Here is a 16864-nt window from a genome sequence, read left to right on the forward strand (position 1 = left end):
TACAGGAGCTACCCCATGGAAGTCAGAACGTTTGGTGATTTGATTGATTGGACGCGTCAGCTACATGAACATCTCGCTAGTTGCCTAGCCCACTGCGCTAACGAGCATGAAGAAGAGCGTGCTCAAATGCTGCTCAATTATTTAGCTGCTCACGAAGCAGAAATGCAGCGTGTTGTTGCACGCTTCGAGCAACAAGCCGACGCAAAAGCATTAAAAACATATGTATATGACTATCTAGAGCATAAACCTATCCGCACGCATCGGACCTGCGATGCTCCTTACGCCGAGTTGAGTTTTGACGATATTTGTCACGAGATTTTCGATTTCCATGAGCAAACAATAAGTCTTTATCGCTGCTTGGCTGGCAAAGCGGAAATCCCTGAGACTAAAGAATTGGTAGATGCTCTTTTGGATTTAGAAGAACACGAAGCCATGCGCCTTGTTCGCCAAACAGGGAGAATGAACGATGTCTGAAGACCATTCCGTGAGTTGATCTAAGTGCCACGCATAGCTTCAATATTTTAGCCGAAAAACAATGATACATAGGTCTTCGATATTTAGATCCAAAATGCGGTCTATCGCTAAAGGAGAATGATCATGGAAATTCGCAAACATACTATCGCCCTCGGGCTCGTTTTGGCACTTGGAGCCAGTGGTGCTGGCGTAGCCCTCGCCCAAGGCATGCCGGAAAGCCAGCCCGGTCAAGGGAGCGATATGATGCGTGGTAACAGCGGGCAAGATGGCATGGGACCCGGCATGATGGGTAGTGATATGGGGCCCGGCATGATGAGTGGTGGCATGGGGCCCGGCATGATGGGCAGCAGCGAGATGCCCTGCCCAATGATGGGTGGCACCGGTATGGGCATGATGCAGAGCATGCTAGAGCCGGAGCAGCGTGACAAGATGCGCGAGCTGATGCAGGAGCACCGCCCTGCACAATTCGAGCGTATGGGACGTCTTATGAACCTGCGCGATGATCTGATGGCGGAGATGCATGGCGAGCGCCCAGACCCAGAGCAGGTCAAGACTTTGCATGGCGAGCTAGCCGAGCTTCAAGGCGAGATGATGACCGAAATGGTACGCATGCGGAATACCATGCATGACCTCATGACGGATGAACAACGCCAACAGCTTCAGCAGGCTACACCTGAGAATAACGACGATTCCTAAGGATCACGATGTACACCACTGACTGGAATCTCACTGAGTAGACAACGGAACGGGCGACCAGCCATGGTCGTCCACTCGGCGAGGCCAGCAAGAGGCTCACGATGAACGATTCGGCTCCGAACACGATTACCCTGACAGTCCCGGGCATGGGCAGTGACCACTGTGCTGGTATCGTGCGCAAAACGCTTGAACGCCTTGATGGCGTGGAGGAGATTCAAACCAATATCGCCAGCCATCGTGTCAGTGTGAAAGTCGGCGCAGGCGGGCCCGATAACAACACCCTGAAGCAAGCCGTCGAGGGCGCTGGCTATGATGTGGCCTCGGTGCGAGCTGGTGAGGCGGAGGACGGCGACAGCGACGCCGAGATTGAAGAGGCCTATCTTACCCAGGCACGTAAACGGCTAATCATCGCGGCGGCACCCACCACGCTCATCATGATTCTCATGATGCCGCACATGTTCTGGCAGCCGATCCCTGGATATCTCGCCATCATCGCCGTGCTGGCCTTCCCGGTGGTGTTCCTGTATGGCGGCATCGCCACCCACAAGTCAACGTGGCGCTCACTAAAGAACGGCACTTTCAACATGGATGTGCTGATCTCCATGGGCAGCCTGCCACCTTACCTAATCGGCTTGGTCGGCTTCGTCTACCCGATGACGTCGTTCATAGAGATGGCCGCCACCATCATGACCTTCCATCTGCTGGGACGTTATCTCGAGGCGCTGGCCAAGGGTCGTGCCTCCCAGGCCATTCGCCGCCTAATGGCACTAGGCGCCAAGACGGCTCACGTAGAACGCCATGGTGAAGAAGTCGAGGTGCCGGTGAAAGAACTGGCTTCCGGCGACATCATGATCGTGCGTCCCGGCGACAAGATCCCCACTGACGGCGAGGTGGTCGAGGGCGAGAGTCATCTCGACGAGTCTATCGCGACCGGCGAGTCGATACCGGTCTACAAGAGCACGGGCGACAGCGTGATCGGTGCCACCATCAACAAGGAAGGACGCTTGCGCGTCAAAGCAACCCGCGTCGGCGGCGATACTTTCTTGTCTCAGGTGGTCAAGCTGATCGATCAGGCTCAAGGCTCGCGGGTGCCAATCCAGGAATTCGCCGACCGCATGACCGGCCGCTTCGTGCCAGTTGTGCTGCTAATCTCGTTGGCCAGCCTAGTGGCGTGGGCGTTATTCCCGGATACTTTGCGGCCGATTCTCGACTGGGGCGCGGCATTCCTACCCTGGGTGAACCCCGAAGCCGCTACGCCGGTGCTGGCGATTCTCGCCGCCATCGCCGTACTAGTCATCGCATGCCCCTGCGCCCTAGGTCTGGCCACCCCCACGGCGCTAATGGTCGGCTCGGGCATCGGTGCCGAGCGTGGCATTCTGATCCGTTCTGGCGAGGCGATCCAGACCTTTAAGGACGTTAAGGTAATGGTGCTCGACAAGACCGGGACCATCACCCGCGGCGAGCCGAAACTCACCGAGGCCCTCGCCGCCGAAGGCGTCGAAGAGTCACGCCTTCTTACCCTGGCGGCGAGCGTGGAGAACGCTTCTGAGCACCCCATCGCTCGAGCCATCGTCGACGGTGCCCGCGAGCGCGATGTAAAACCGAGCGAGGTAAGCGAGTTCCGTTCGACCGGGGCGCGCGGCGTCTCGGGTAAGGTGGGCGAAGAAACCGTGCTAATCGGTAATCGCCAATTACTGGAAGAGGAAGGCGTAACCGGCCTTGAAACCCTAGACAGCGCCATGGGGGAACTTGAAGGCAAGGGGCGCACCGTAGTAATTGTCGCCTCAGAGGGCCGAGCCCTTGGCTTAGTGGCCGTGGCCGACACGCTCAAACAGGAGTCGATCGAGGCCATTCGCGGCATGCATGACCTCGGCCTCCATGTGGTAATGATAACCGGCGACAACGAACGCGCAGCCCGCGCCGTGGCCGACGAAGTGGGCATTGATGAGGTTCAAGCTGGCGTACTGCCAGAAGGCAAGGTCGAAGCCATCCGCGCTCTGCAGAAAAAACATGGCAACCACGTAGCCATGGTAGGCGATGGCATCAACGACGCCGCCGCCCTCACCCAGGCCAACGTGGGTATCGCCATAGGTGCCGGGGCCGACGTGGCCATCGAGGCGGCGGACGTGACACTGGTTCGTGGCGAACTCACCGCCGTGGTAGACGCCATGCACCTTTCTCGCGCCACCTACAGCAAGATCGTCCAGAACCTGATCTGGGCTAGCGCCTATAACGTAGCGGCCTGGAGTGGTCAACCAATTTGTGACACCCCAGTTAAGCGACTTTCTTTAGTTCTGCCATTGCTGATTCGTAATCATTCGGGCTAACGTAATCCAGATATGAGTGTAGCCGCCGACTGTTATAAAACATCGCGATGTAGTCCAGAATATCTTGCTGCGCCTCAGCGCGGGTTTGATAATGAACCCACTGGACTCGCTCCTTCTTAAGGCTGGCAAAAAAGCTTTCTGCCACTGCATTGTCCCAGCAATCGCCTTTGCGACTCATGCTGCCGACAAAGCCATGGGCGGTTAGCAAGCCGCGATACGCGTTGCTTGCGTATTGAGATCCCCTGTCTGAATGCACTATCAAGCCTGCTGCTGGCCGTCGTTGCCATAAGGCCATTTGCAGCGCATCAGTGACCAGACGGGCATTCATCCTCGCCCCCATACTCCAGCCCACGACCCGCCGACTAAACAGGTCAATATAAACAGCCAGATATAGCCAGCCCTCTTGCGTCCAAATATACGTAATATCTGAGACATACGCTTGGTCCGGCTCCGCCACCGTAAACGCTCGCTTCAGCACGTTTTCAAATACCGGCTGTTTATGCTGACTGTTCGTCGTTACCTTGTATTTCTTACGGTAGCGCGCTCTGACGCCCGCCTCGCGCATCAGTGATCGGGCTTTCCTGCGGCCCACTGGGTAACCCAAGGCATTGAGCGCCCGTTTCATTCGCCTCGCCCCGTAGCTGTACCCACTCGCTTCAGCAATGTCTTTGACCGCCGCCAACATCGCTTGGTGTTCAGGGGCTGGCGGTTGGCTCTGATGGCGCCGTCTGTACCTATAGTAGGCATTGCGGCTTACACCCAGTAATCGACACATTAAAGCGATCGGCCAGGTCTTCTTATGCGGGGTGATGAACGCGTATTTCACCGCGTTTCCTTGGCAAAGAAGACCGTCGCTTTTTTTAGAATGTCTTTCTCCATCTTCAGGCGCCGCACCTCTTCACGCAGCTTGCGAATCTCAGCCTGCTCCGGCGTCAACTTTCCGTTACCGCGAAATGCTTGCCCGTCGTCGGTCGACTGCTCTTGCTCTTTGATCCACCGGCCTATCATGTTGGCATTGATGCCCAAGCTACGTGCGGCTTCCGCTCGGCTGTAGCCTTGCTCTAACACGAGGCTAATGGCGTCTAGCTTGAATTCCTTTGAATACTTCTTTTTTGCAGTCATGTAGCACAGTCTCCAGTTGAGGGTATTATTCCTTAACTGGGTTGGTCACATCCATTAAGCCACTTCAGCCATCCCCATCGCCGCCATTGGCCTGTTGCACCCGATGATCGGTGTCATCGCCATGACCACCAGTTCGCTGTCGGTGATCGGCAACTCGTTGCTGCTTAAGCGGCGCTATACCCGCGAGCAACCCGAATGAGAGCAATCAGCTCCTGCACAATCATCTCATCCCTAAGTTAAAGGCGACCGCTCATGACACGGCCACATTCAACCAAAAGCACCTCAAGAGAGGTCGAATCACAAAATAAGCCGTCACCACATACCGGAGTTCTCCATAAGTGGATGATGACCGCCTGCATGGTGGTAATGGGAGGTGCTGTATTGCTTGTCATGTGGCGGGGTCAATCGCTAGCCAGCGGCACCTGGCTGGTGCTGCCTCTAGCGCTATGCCTCGGCATACACTTCCTAATGCACCGTCATCTTGGTGGACATTCGGGCGACCGAGACGAATAAGAGAAGCCAAAAGGTCAATTTTCATTGGTATCAGACACGCAAAGCCAATGCCTTATCACCCCTTTATCAGGCGTAAACAGAAAGAACAGATTACGGCCGAAGGCTAGCAGGAGATACAGCCTTTACTTACCGCCCCTGCATTCGATTAACCACCATCATGCTCAGCGGCGGCGTCGTTCCCCTCATCGATCATCTCCTGTGCTTCCTGCTCTTCCTCCGCTGAAGCCTCAGGTTTTCCGTGATCTTTACGGCCGACGGTGAGCGTTGTGGAGAGGCCAAAGTGATCAGAGCCTTCTACCTTCACTCTATCGATATCAATAAGGTGGAAGCCGTCAGAAACAAACAGGTGGTCAATCGGATAGCGCCACAATGGGTATTCAGCATGGTAGGTGCTGAGTAACCGTCGGCCACGGCGAGGATCTTTGAGATCGCTTAAGTCGGCAAAAAGCAGGGTAGTGTCGGACCAAGCGACGTCATTAAAATCCCTGGCAACAATCCAGCGGTTGTCCGGGTCTTCTTCAACATGGCGTGCAATGAGCATAAGCTCTGCATCACGTTCACGGCTATCCCGCCGTTCGTCCTCGTTGCTCACGGTTCGTTCCTGCAGCCCTGGCGGTACCGGATGAGCGCCAACGAAGCGCACTGGCCCGATACCTGGCACGTCAATCGTTGCGAAGATGGAAGGCCGACGGTCTGAGACTAAATATTCAACCTTCTGCTCCAACAGCGCAATCCGTGACCATAGCACTATCCCAAGCCCTTCATCGCGAACCTCACCTACTCGATGGGCGTACTCTTTATCAAGTGGAGCCAGTCCATCGGCCCAGTCGCTATCAACTTCAATTAGCAGTAATAGATCGGGATCCTCGCGCTGAACCATTGCCACTACCTCAGCGTAGTGATCATTTTTGTACTTAACATTCGCCGTCAGCACTTTTAATGATATCTGGCTTTCGCCGGTTTGAGCCTCAGCGGTGGGTACCTCAGTCGACCAAACGGAGGTAAATGGTAGGATATGCGTTAAGTGCCACCCTGCGATCGTAAGGATTATAACCCCCAACACGGCGTGCTCTTTTCTTGGCCGCTCTAAACACGCGTGCACACCCAAAAGCAGTACTGGTAAGACCAGTGCGCCCGTCAGTTGCAGTCGTGGAAAATCCCACAACCTAATCCACCACTGGCCGCTGGGAATTAATGGCAGCAAAGCCACCACTACCATCAAAACCACCAACAACCGGATAACCCAGAGAAAGAGCGTTAATAACATAAAATCTCTCAAATGCGACAACGGTAACCAGGAAAATCCCGGTTATACCAGTCTAGAGTGCCGCAGATATTTGACGATTTAAGCATACCCCTCTCTGGATAGCTGCATACCCTTTCTCATTGCTCAAAGTCTAGCTTGTGGAGCCAGATAAATCTCGCGCATCGCTACCGCAAATTCTTCCGGTGGCAGCGGTTTGTTGGCATAAAACCCTTGAAACTGATCGCATGAAATTGTGCGGAGATACTCAAGTTGCTCCAGCGTTTCAACTCCTTCAGCAATGACTGTCAGACTCAATGTCCTGCCTATTTCGATAATTGCCTCAGTTAATTTTTGGTTACCTGTGCAATCAATCGTGTCGTAGATAAACGAACCGTCGATTTTAATGGAATCCAGCGGAAAGTCTTTCAATCTGGATAATGATGAATAACCGGTACCGAAATCATCAATGGCGACCCTGACGCCCATTTTTTTAATTTTTTTCAGAATCTGCACTGTTTGCTCTACGTCATACATCACCATGCTTTCCGTGATTTCTAACTCAAGCAGCTCGGGCGCCATACCGGTTTCATGCAGTGCGGTCTTGATATCGTCTAAAAGTCCCTTGTCGAGAAATTGGCGTGCAGAAAGATTCACCCCCATGCTCAGCTCGGGAAACCCTTCATTCTGCCAAGCAACATTTTGCCAACATGCTGTCTTGAGCACCCAGCGACCAATAGGAATGATAAGCCCATTTTCTTCTGCCATGGGTATGAATTCCATGGGCGCCACCAAGCCTAAATCGGGGTGTTGCCAGCGTAGCAGTGCTTCCATGCCGGTGACGCGACCATTCATGTCCTGTTTTGATTGGTAGTAAACTTTAAATTCTTGATTCTGCAGTGCACTGCGCAGGTTCGACTCCAAGGCAAAGCGCTCTAGAGAATCGGCATTCAATGCTTTGGAAGAGAACTGGACATTATTTTTCCCTTTTTCCTTGGCGTAATACATCGCAATATCAGCACTTTTCAGTAGGGATTGCTCGTCCTCCCCATCTTTAGGAAACAAGGCAACGCCAATACTCACTGTGATGTGAAGTTCTTGCCCTGCTAATGTGAATGGCGCGCTGACGGTCGAAAGGACTTTTTCAGCGACAATTTCCGCTTGTCTTATTGCCTCAATTTTAGGAAGCAAGACCACAAATTCGTCTCCTCCCAGGCGGGCAACCACATCGCTCTCTCGCACCGCACCATTAAGGCGTCGGCCCATTTCCTGAAGCAACTCATCGCCAGCGTCATGGCCCAGTGAGTCATTGATCATTTTGAAACGGTCAAGGTCAAGAAAGAGTAACGCAAATTGTTGAGTATAGCGCCGCGAATGATTCATGCCTTGGGTCAGAAGCTGGCTGAAAAAGGCACGGTTAGGCAGCCCGGTGAGGCTGTCATGGAAGGCCAGGTATTCCACGCGTTGAGCATGGGCAACGCGCTGTTCCATATTGTGAAATTGTGCGCGCTGAAGCTTCCAGCTCAATCTGCCAAGCAAGATCACAATAATGAGTAGCAGCAGACTTGCCAGCATGGCACGCCATAGATAGGTCTGTTCGAGCTCCTTGACGGCGGCTAAACGTTCAGCTTCAGAGAGCCCAACGACGATAGCGAGAGGAAACTCGAACAGTTCCCTAGCCACGGTGTAACGTAGAATCTCATCCCATGCATTAACAGTTAACTTGGCAGGCGTTTCAACATCTCTGCTCACGGCTACCATGGTTTCGTAGTCGACTTTTCTATTCGCACTGATGGCAGTGCCAGTACGTCTGACCCGGAAAATGCCATCGTTTCCCACCAGTGCCAATACCCCCTGTTCACCCAGCACATCTGGCTCGTAGCTACTGACGAAATAGCCGGCATGTACCGACACCGTCACGATAATGGCTGCGCCTTCATTGCGCCCTTGTGCACGCCGACTGAAGAATAGCTCCCAATCATTAGACTCTTGATCGAACCGAGGCATCCCCACCACCATTCCCTCGGTTTGTTGGGCGAAACGATAGTAATCGTGGGTCGCCACACCCTGCTGGGCAGTATCGAGATCCTCTGTACTCGCGAGCACGTTGCCCAAAGAATCGGTAACGTTAACCGTGAATAACACTTCAGGAGGTAGCATGCCCCGAGCGCGTAAATCGTCGAGCACCGACGGTGCAGATTTACCATCAAGACTGTAGAGAACCAGCTTAAGAGTCGTATCAATCTCACGCAGCGCCCGTACTATTTGTGCCTCATAGGTATCTGCGATGTCCATAGCAAGCGCAGCAGCCGTACGTTCGGCTGACACTTGCTCCCTGTTGGCAAGGTTAAGGGTTGTGGCCCAGATTACCCCCAGTGCCATGACGGCAATACCGCTAAATAAGACGGCGGGTTCAAGCAAGCGGTGGAGCCAATACTGAGCAATATTAGTTTCAGTAGAGAGACTATAACGCTTCATTTCATTGAGATTATTCAATCGCCACCACGCGTAGCCGCTCATCAATGATGGTCGAGTCGAGGTAACCAATCGCACGCGATGACACCGCTATGGCATTCGCCATAGCGGTGTCGTTGGCAACCCGTGCCGGTGGTTGCCCACGACCGGTGAATATCAGCTTCGACCAATGCGCCTTGATCTGAGTCGGCGTTTTTTCCAGGTGATAGCGGTAGAACTCGGTGTAGGCAGGGGAAGTCTCCCGCTGATCCACAGGCACTACGGCAGTACCATCGGGAAAGCGGCTTAACCTACCTAAGTAGATATCGCCTAGCTCAGCGTGCGACAGAGTCTTGGTCGGGTTTTGTGCCGAGACGACGACAACCACCTCAGCCCCAGCAGAGCCAGCCAACAAGCTAAAGAGTAGGCCCCACATATTCACCATCAATCGCGTCGACACTGCCAGCCTCCTCAAAATACAAAGTCCAGCGCGAAGCTGAAGAGGTTGACTGTGCCACCGGGCTTGAACCCCGGTTGAGTAATGACCAGAAAACCGGGAGACCCTGCGTCTAGATTCATATGGTCGTATTGTGCTTTTAGCGCCATGCTTCGAGTGAAATCCCAGCGAACGCCTAACGATAGGCTTTCCTGCCGTGGCTGAAAAATCAAGATGGACTGTAGGAACGCATCAAGTTCCTCGGTGTAAGGCTGCGACAGACCGGGATTGGAGGAAACATTATGAGTGCGTTGTTGAGCGTATGTCAGGTACGGCGTGATGGTTCCAAAGCGGTAGCCGCTGGTGACGTACCAGCTGCGGTTATCTGCAAACAAGCTCTGGCTTTCCATTTGGGTCCATTCTCCCATTAGGAACCAGTCGCCCGCGTCATAACTCGCCCCAAGCGTGATCACCTCGAAACGTTTGTCGTCGAGATCATAGCGGTTGGCGAGGGTGTTGCCCTCTGGCCCGAACATCCGGTAAATATCGAAGAGTGGGTTAAACTCGTCAATGGTCATGTGGAATTGGTTATAAGCTGCGAAAAAACTGGCGCCTCCCCGTTCCAGCGTATTGCTGATTGTTAGCCCCTTCCTGGCCTGGGCATCACCGGTTGACCAGCCACCGGTTTCGTCAGCATAAGGGAATGTCTTATCAGCTTGGCCGTAGGTGGCCCGAAGCGTATTAGTGAAATCATCGAAACGGAATCGATAGGCAGCATCGATACCATCAATATTGGAAATGGGCACGGTGCGATAAACTTCTTGGGGTGGACGAATCCAGGGGATCACATATCCCACCTTACGGTGCTCTGAGTTCATGAAGGTCGGCAATACTATGCGGCCGGCTCGCAGGCTCAGCTCAGAGTTCACCTCAAACTTGACATTAGCCCACTCAATTTCTGGCGTATAGTTGCCGTTATAATTCTGCTCTACTATCACCTGCAGAACGCTTGACCACTGGGGTGTTAAATTAGCGGTGAGTTGCAATCCAAGACGACTATCAACCTCGGCACTCCATTCGCTCTTGTACCCCGCTCCCTCGGGCACAAAAACACTGGAAACGAATGTTGCCTGATCTTCATCGGAATGGACGATGCCGAGCGTCCCAAAGCCGTTAAATGAAACACTAGGGGTATCAACTACCTGCGCCTGCGTATGCGTCACATAGAGGAACAATACAACCATCAGTGCGCTTCTTCGCTTATTCAATATCCATTCTTCCGCCACATGAGTTGTCGTATCACAAAGACTCAACCTTCCACGAGCAACAGGGTCTCACCTATCCTGAGCAACACCGCTATCCCTCACGCCACTCTCTGCACCTTGCAAGTCATTATCGGCAATAGTAGAAATTAATTGAGAGCATTTTCATTATTTGCTGCCAATAGTCCAAGCTCAAATGAGCGCCAAGCGTCATCCCAGAAACCGTGGTAAGGATCATTAAGGTCAGTGGCTGGACATGTTTTCGGTGAGAACCGTACTTGGCGAGTCTAGTGAAAAGTGTCTTTTTGCCATGCGGCTGATAGCCAAATGAGTGGCAATGGCGCTCTCCTCTTCATGAGAAAGTTGCTGGTTTGCCGTTAAACGCTGTCGTTAGTAATGCAAGATTAAGAATTACGTTTAGCCTGCCGTTGGCGAAGCCATCGGCAGTGCAACGGCAGCTTCGTGATGAAGCTGCCGTTCGCGCCGCTATCCCTGAGCAACCGCTAGCGCCTGATCGATGTCCGCCAAAAGATCGTCGATATGCTCTATGCCGATCGACAGGCGCACCATATCAGGCGTAACACCTGCCGTTTTTAACTCTTGTTCATTCAACTGTCGGTGAGTGGTGGATGCTGGAATGGAGGAGCAGCTTTTGGCATCGCCGATATTCACCAACCGCAGAATGAGCGACAGCGCATCATAAAAGCGCTCGCCCGCCGCTTGGCCGCCCTGAATACCAAAGCTGAGAATGCCCGAGGCATGACCGTTCATATAGCGCTGGGCTAATGCATGGTCAGGGTGGTCATTCAGACCTGCATAGTGTACCCACGCTACTTGGGGGTGGCTTTCCAGATGCTTAGCCACCGCCAGCGCATTAGCGCAGATACGTTCAATCCGCAGTGAGAGCGTTTCGAGCCCCTGGAGAAGATTCCAAGCCGCCTGGGCAGAAAGCGCTGCTCCCATATTACGCAACGGTACCACCCGGGCACGGGCAACAAACGCCGCATCGCCTACATCACGGGTATAGCTAACGCCGTGATACGAGACATCCGGTTCGTTCAGCAGCGGGAACCGGTTGGCATGCTCAACCCAGGGGAACGTGCCGGAATCCACAATCACACCGCCCACCGTGGTGCCATGGCCGCCGATATACTTGGTCGCCGAATGGATGACGATATCCGCCCCGTGTTCAATGGGCCGACATAAGAACGGCGTGGCGGTGGTGTTATCCACCATCAAGGGGACGCCGTGTCGGTGGGCAACATCGGCGAGTGCACGCAGGTCGACAACCCCGCCGGAGGGGTTGCCGATGCTTTCGCAGAACACCGCTTTAGTGTGCTCATCAATCAGCGCGTCGATGCCTGCAATATCGTCTTTATCGGCAAAGCGCACCTGAATTCCCTGACGGGGCAGCGTATGCGCAAACAGGTTGTAAGTGCCGCCATACAGCTCACTAATGGAGACAATGTTGTCGCCTGCTTCGGCGATGGTTTGAATGGCATAGGTGATTGCTGCCATCCCCGACGCCACTGCCAAACCCGCTATGCCGCCTTCCAGCGCGGCCACCCGCTGCTCCAGCACGGCGCAGGTCGGGTTCATGATGCGTGAATAGATATTGCCTTCCACTTTCAGGTCAAACAGATCCGCCGCGTGTTGCGCGTTATCGAATGAAAACGAGGTGGTCTGATGAATCGGCACCGCTACAGCGTTCTGAGAGTCCGGTGCGTAGCCATGGTGGAGAGCGATGGTTTCAGGTTTCATAAGAGCGGCTCGCAATTGTTAGGGATGTCTTGATCTTAGAGAAGTCTACACGCGGGAGCCAATGTCGTTTAGTCGCAGCCTCGCCCCGCATCAATTTCCTCTTTCACTGCTTTTCTGTCCAGGCCAGCAAAGGGGGTAACCATTTGCTTGAGACGGGCCATGCGAGTTTTTCACAATGGCATAGCGAAGCGGCTTTTGAGGTTGGATCCAGCCTATCAATACCCAGCCTATTGGCCCAATTACGCTACTCGCTTGTTATAACAATTTAATCAATCGTTATTCCTGAAAACATTTTCAGTCCAAGGAATGCGAGATGTCTAACGAATCTTTACACCCAGTGTTACGAATACACCGACTGGTACTTCTGCAAGAAAGTCCTTTAACACGAGCAGTTCGTCACCGATGCAATGGCATCTAATGCTCATCAGGCCGATACGTTTCAATCTTCAGGAGAGAGCGCATGAATACCTTTGCACTTTCAAAGCACAACGAACTGTATTCGCTGCTGTTTGCGCTGAATAATCTGGCCCGTATTAATGGATACTGTATTGGAAAGCGTACATAGCAAAAAAAGCCAATACGACCGCTGTTGCTACGTTATCGGGTGAAGCATCTTTGAGTGCATCAGGTATAAGTTCGGCAAATACCATCCAAATCATGGCGCCGGCAGCAATCCCAAGGCCGATGGGCAGAAATGGTGTGAACCAGGTTACAAATAGAAATGCCGGTACTGCCATCAGAGGCTGTGGCAAGCTAGTGAAAATACTCCACCCACCTGCTTTTAAAACTGACATGCCACGTGGAATGAGTATCAGGCTGATCGCGAGCCCCTCAGGAATATTGTGAATGGCAATAGCTGCACTAATGTAAAGACCAAGTGACTCACCACCGCCATAGGAGACGCCAACCCCGACCCCTTCAGCGAAAGAATGAATGGTCATAATTCCCAAGATTAGCAGAGCTTTTCGTGCATTTGCGTTGCTTAGTTCACCTACATGTGGCGCGCCTCGACGGGCAATAACTTTATTTGACGCTACAACCAATATTAATCCAAGTGCCATTCCAAGTAATGTAAGCCATGGTGCTTCTCGGCTTCCTTCGCTCACCAGGCTGTGGCTGGCGGCTAGCATCAAACCTGCGGCCAACGCATTGAATATACTCAGCCAGCGCGGGCTAAACTGCTTTACGAACAGAAATGGTACTGCACCGAGGCCAGTAGCGATTGCAGTAATCATCGCAGCAGCAAATACCATCCAGACGGTTACATCCACAGGCATAATCGATTCTTTTCTCAGTCATGTTGCAGCAGCTAGCAGCAAATTTCGCATTCCCCGCTGCCCGCGCCGTCGGTAATGAGCGGCGAGCCATTAGCATACGCTAGAACCGGCTATCTGGCTGCCGACCCGCTAGTAGCTTCAGGATAAGCAGCGCAAACTGCCTGCCAGTTTCTTCGTTTTCCAGCAGCGGCATACTCAGTTTTTCATGGTCGTTCATCGCGTCTAATACGGCATCGGTCACGCGTTTGGGAAATAGCCCGTGCATCACCTGGATTTCGTCATGGTGGTTGATCTGGGCCATGACAGCATCATCACGTTCAATGCGGTCGGCAATGCCGTTGGCAAAATGCAGCTTATCGCCATCGCTAATATCTGCACCATAGAGGTCATTTAAACGCTCGATGATCTCATTGAGGAGCTGAGTCTCTGGGTCATGGGGTTTGCCAGAACCCACCTCTGAAATCGGTTTCAAACCATAATCGCCACTCTCCTCTTCAAGCGAAAGTCGCTGTTCGGCGCGTTTGGTCAGCCGGTAGCTGTCCAGCTCCAGCTCGCTGACATCGATAGGGTCGCCAATCAATAGCCGGTCAATACGCAACAGGGGGTACAGGTGCTTGGCGTAAACGCACAGTTGCTCTAATTCAGTATCATCGAAGTGAATAATCTGGCTTAGAAATTCATAGGTGCGCACAAAGCTCTGTAGGTTTTTACGAAACAGATCAAGCTCATCGCGGGTTTTACCAGCGTCTTTCAGCTCCTGCTCGGCACGCTTTATGCCTTTATCGTCGCCCTGCTGCTCCGCTTGGTAGCGGGCTTCTTTCCAGGTCTGCTGTTGCTCGACGGTGACTTCATAGCGCTTCTTAAAGCGCTCTTGAGCGGGGTGGCAGTGGTAACTCAGGCGCGAGGCCGGTGCTTTGGGGTCAAAGAAAGCAGTAGCGAACGCTTCCACCTCGGGCCAGTGATAAATGCCGTTAGCATCCAGCGTGCGTTTTAGGTCATACACTACCTGCGGGTCGGAAACGTCAGCCAAGGTTGCCTTGCGGTAATACGGCGCAAACGCCTCTAAGATTTCTTGGGGTTCATTGAAGAAATCGAGAATAAACGTCTGCTTGCCGGGAAACAGGCGGTTCAGCCGCGAGAGCGTTTGTACGCAGTCCACGCCTTGCAGCTTCTTATCCACGTACATGGCGCATAGCTTGGGCTGGTCAAAGCCGGTCTGGTACTTGTTGGCAGCGATCATCACGTTGAAATCGTCAGTATCTAACGCCGCCGCTAAATCACGCCCACGCACGCCGGGGTTGAGCAGCTTGCTGGTTTCGCTTACCTCTTCAGGAATCACCTCATCTGCCGGTACGCTGCCCGAAAAGGCCACCAAGGGATGAACGTCTCTATAGCCTTGGGTTTCCACGTACTCCCGCATAGCCAGTTGGTAGCGCACCGCCTCTTGGCGGCTAGCGGTGACCACCATGGCCTTGGCTTGGCCGTCCAGCAGGTGGCGCACATTGGCGCGGAAGTGCTCAACAATGACCTCTACGCGCTGCGCAATGTTGTAAGGATGCAAGCGCACCCACTTGGCTAATGCACGGGAGGCCTTCTTGGCATCCACCTCCTGCTCTTCATCCTCCAAGTGGGCCAGTTTCCAGGCGGTGCTGTAGGTCACGTAGTTGCGCAGCACATCAAGAATGAAACCTTCTTCGATAGCCTGACGCATCGAGTAGAGATGAAATGGCTCGGGCTTATTGTCTGCACTTGGCGGCAAGCTTGGGTCTGGCACACGGCCAAACAGTTCTAGTGTTTTAGCTTTGGGTGTGGCGGTAAACGCATAGTAGCTGATGCGCTCATTAGGGCGACGAGTGGACACGGCCGCATCCAGCATTGCTTCTGCACTGATTTCCTCTTCATCTTCCACGCTCTCGCCAGTGGCGGCTAACAGCGCCTTGAGCTTGCGCGCAGAATCGCCCGCCTGTGAAGAGTGTGCTTCGTCGGCAATTACTGCATAGCGGCCTTCGGCAAGTGTTGGTCGCTTATCCAGCGCATCGAACAGCGCAGGAAAGGTCTGGATGGTGACGATGATGATGCGGGTATTGCTCGCCAGCCCCTCAGCCAGCTGTTCAGATTTGCTCTGGTTGCCTACATCGCGGGTTATGGGACACACCACGCCATGCGCGTGTTCAAACTGGTAAATAGTATTTTGCAGCTGGCTATCTAGCACGGTGCGGTCAGTCACCACAATCACAGAGTTAAAGCGCTTCTGCTGGCCGCTCTCATCGTAGAGATTGGCGAGTTGGTGAGCCAACCAGGCAATGGAATTAGACTTACCCGAGCCAGCGCTGTGCTGAACTAAATAGCGTTGACCGGCGTCTTCGGCCTTCGTGGTCTCAATCAGTTGATTAACCACTTCCCATTGGTGGTAGCGCGGAAAAATCAGCGTTTCTTTCGTTTTGCGCCGCCCGTGAAAGTCTTCGGTCGTTTTTTGCTCCAAGTGCAAAAAGCGTCCGAGAATCTTCAGCCAAGCATCCGGCAACAGCACACGCTCCCACAAGTAGCTTGTGGCGTAGCTGTTGTCATCTTCTGGTGGCGGGTTACCAGCGCCGCCGCCTTCGGTGCCCAAGTTAAACGGCAGAAAGAACGTCTCTTTACCCGCCAGCTTGGTGGTCATCGCCACTTCCGCTTGGCTAACGGCAAAATGCACCAGCGCGCCGCGCTTAAAAGCCAGCAGCGGTTCTACCTTGCGAGTAATGGGGTCTTTTAGTGGGCGATCATGGCGGTACTGACGCTTGGCATTTTCTATTGACTGCTTGAACTCGCTCTTTAGTTCTAATGTAGCCGTAGGAATACCATTGACGAATAGCACCAGATCTAAGCGGGGGTTGTAGCTCTGTTCACCGCTCCCTTTTTCACGCGCATGTGGTGAATAGGAGACTTCCGGTACCACGCGCAGACGGTTGGCGCGGTAACGGGCGAGCGCCTCGGGGTTCATAGTGTGGTCAGGCTGGAAACTGCACAGGTCGAACGCTACCCCCGGCACTTTAAAGCCATGGCGCAGCACTTCCAGAGTGCCCGCCCGCTCCAGCTCACGCACCACCTTCTGCACAAACACCTGCTCAGAGGATTGCGGATTGGCCTTACAGAACTTTTCCCACCGCTCGGGCCAGGCCTCTTTCACGTAACTCAGCAAGTCTTCGGTGTATAGCGCTGATGTGCTGTCATAACCGCTGGTAGTGCCCACTTTCCAACCACCGGTAGCCATGGCGTCGATGATGTCTTGTTGGAACTGCGCTTCCCTGCTATCGGCCATA

Annotated in this window: 11 protein-coding genes; 3 read left to right on the plus strand and 8 right to left on the minus strand. The window is 53.5% G+C overall.

The annotated features are described in order from the left end of the window. Positions 1 to 15: 15 nt before the first annotated feature. The 3 genes from RZA33_RS03725 to RZA33_RS03735 all read left to right on the plus strand — a co-directional run bounded on the left by RZA33_RS03725 (position 16) and on the right by RZA33_RS03735 (position 3497). Positions 16 to 474 (plus strand): ATPase, encoded by a 459-nt coding sequence (locus RZA33_RS03725; RefSeq protein WP_317506502.1) that lies wholly within the window; start codon positions 16 to 18, stop codon positions 472 to 474. A 123-nt stretch (positions 475 to 597) separates the two neighbouring features. Next, on the plus strand, positions 598 to 1170 hold the full coding sequence (locus RZA33_RS03730) for a Spy/CpxP family protein refolding chaperone (protein WP_317506503.1): 573 nt from the start codon (positions 598 to 600) through the stop codon (positions 1168 to 1170). 101 nt (positions 1171 to 1271) lie between these two features. Further along, positions 1272 to 3497 (plus strand): heavy metal translocating P-type ATPase, encoded by a 2226-nt coding sequence (locus RZA33_RS03735; protein WP_317506504.1) that lies wholly within the window; start codon positions 1272 to 1274, stop codon positions 3495 to 3497. On the opposite strand, the gene RZA33_RS03740 is transcribed toward RZA33_RS03735, so the two are convergent. The 8 genes from RZA33_RS03740 to RZA33_RS03775 all read right to left on the minus strand — a co-directional run bounded on the left by RZA33_RS03740 (position 3445) and on the right by RZA33_RS03775 (position 16863). Then, positions 3445 to 4619 (minus strand): IS3 family transposase gene (locus RZA33_RS03740; RefSeq protein ID WP_416337838.1). Its coding sequence is split into 2 segments (ribosomal slippage): positions 3445 to 4367 and positions 4367 to 4619, totalling 1176 coding nucleotides; the frame shifts between segments, so codons are not numbered across the junction. The genes RZA33_RS03735 and RZA33_RS03740 overlap by 53 nt on opposite strands. Before the next feature lie 658 nt (positions 4620 to 5277). Continuing rightward, positions 5278 to 6399 (minus strand): endonuclease/exonuclease/phosphatase family protein, encoded by a 1122-nt coding sequence (locus RZA33_RS03745; RefSeq protein WP_317506506.1) that lies wholly within the window; start codon positions 6397 to 6399, stop codon positions 5278 to 5280. 123 nt (positions 6400 to 6522) lie between these two features. After that, entirely contained in the window at positions 6523 to 8871 is a 2349-nt protein-coding gene (locus RZA33_RS03750; protein WP_317506507.1) for a putative bifunctional diguanylate cyclase/phosphodiesterase, read from the minus strand. After that, positions 8864 to 9289, minus strand: a complete 426-nt coding sequence (locus tag RZA33_RS03755) for a phosphate ABC transporter substrate-binding protein (protein WP_317506508.1) — start codon at positions 9287 to 9289, stop codon at positions 8864 to 8866. Before RZA33_RS03755 ends, RZA33_RS03750 begins: the two co-directional genes overlap by 8 nt. Positions 9290 to 9300: 11 nt before the next feature. Further along, complete coding sequence (locus RZA33_RS03760) at positions 9301 to 10551, minus strand: porin (protein WP_317506509.1); 1251 nt, start codon at positions 10549 to 10551, stop codon at positions 9301 to 9303. A gap of 462 nt (positions 10552 to 11013) precedes the next feature. Further along, positions 11014 to 12288, minus strand: a complete 1275-nt coding sequence (locus tag RZA33_RS03765; protein WP_317506510.1) for an O-acetylhomoserine aminocarboxypropyltransferase/cysteine synthase family protein — start codon at positions 12286 to 12288, stop codon at positions 11014 to 11016. 533 nt (positions 12289 to 12821) lie between these two features. Then, positions 12822 to 13565, minus strand: a complete 744-nt coding sequence (locus RZA33_RS03770; protein WP_317506511.1) for a ZIP family metal transporter — start codon at positions 13563 to 13565, stop codon at positions 12822 to 12824. Between the two features lie 100 nt (positions 13566 to 13665). Next, a complete protein-coding gene (locus RZA33_RS03775; protein WP_317506512.1) occupies positions 13666 to 16863 on the minus strand; it encodes a type I restriction endonuclease subunit R in 3198 nt (1065 codons plus the stop codon). Position 16864: the final 1 nt, after the last annotated feature.

The organism is Halovibrio sp. HP20-59, from assembly GCF_033052795.2.
In the GTDB taxonomy this organism is placed as follows: Bacteria; Pseudomonadota; Gammaproteobacteria; order Pseudomonadales; family Halomonadaceae; genus Vreelandella.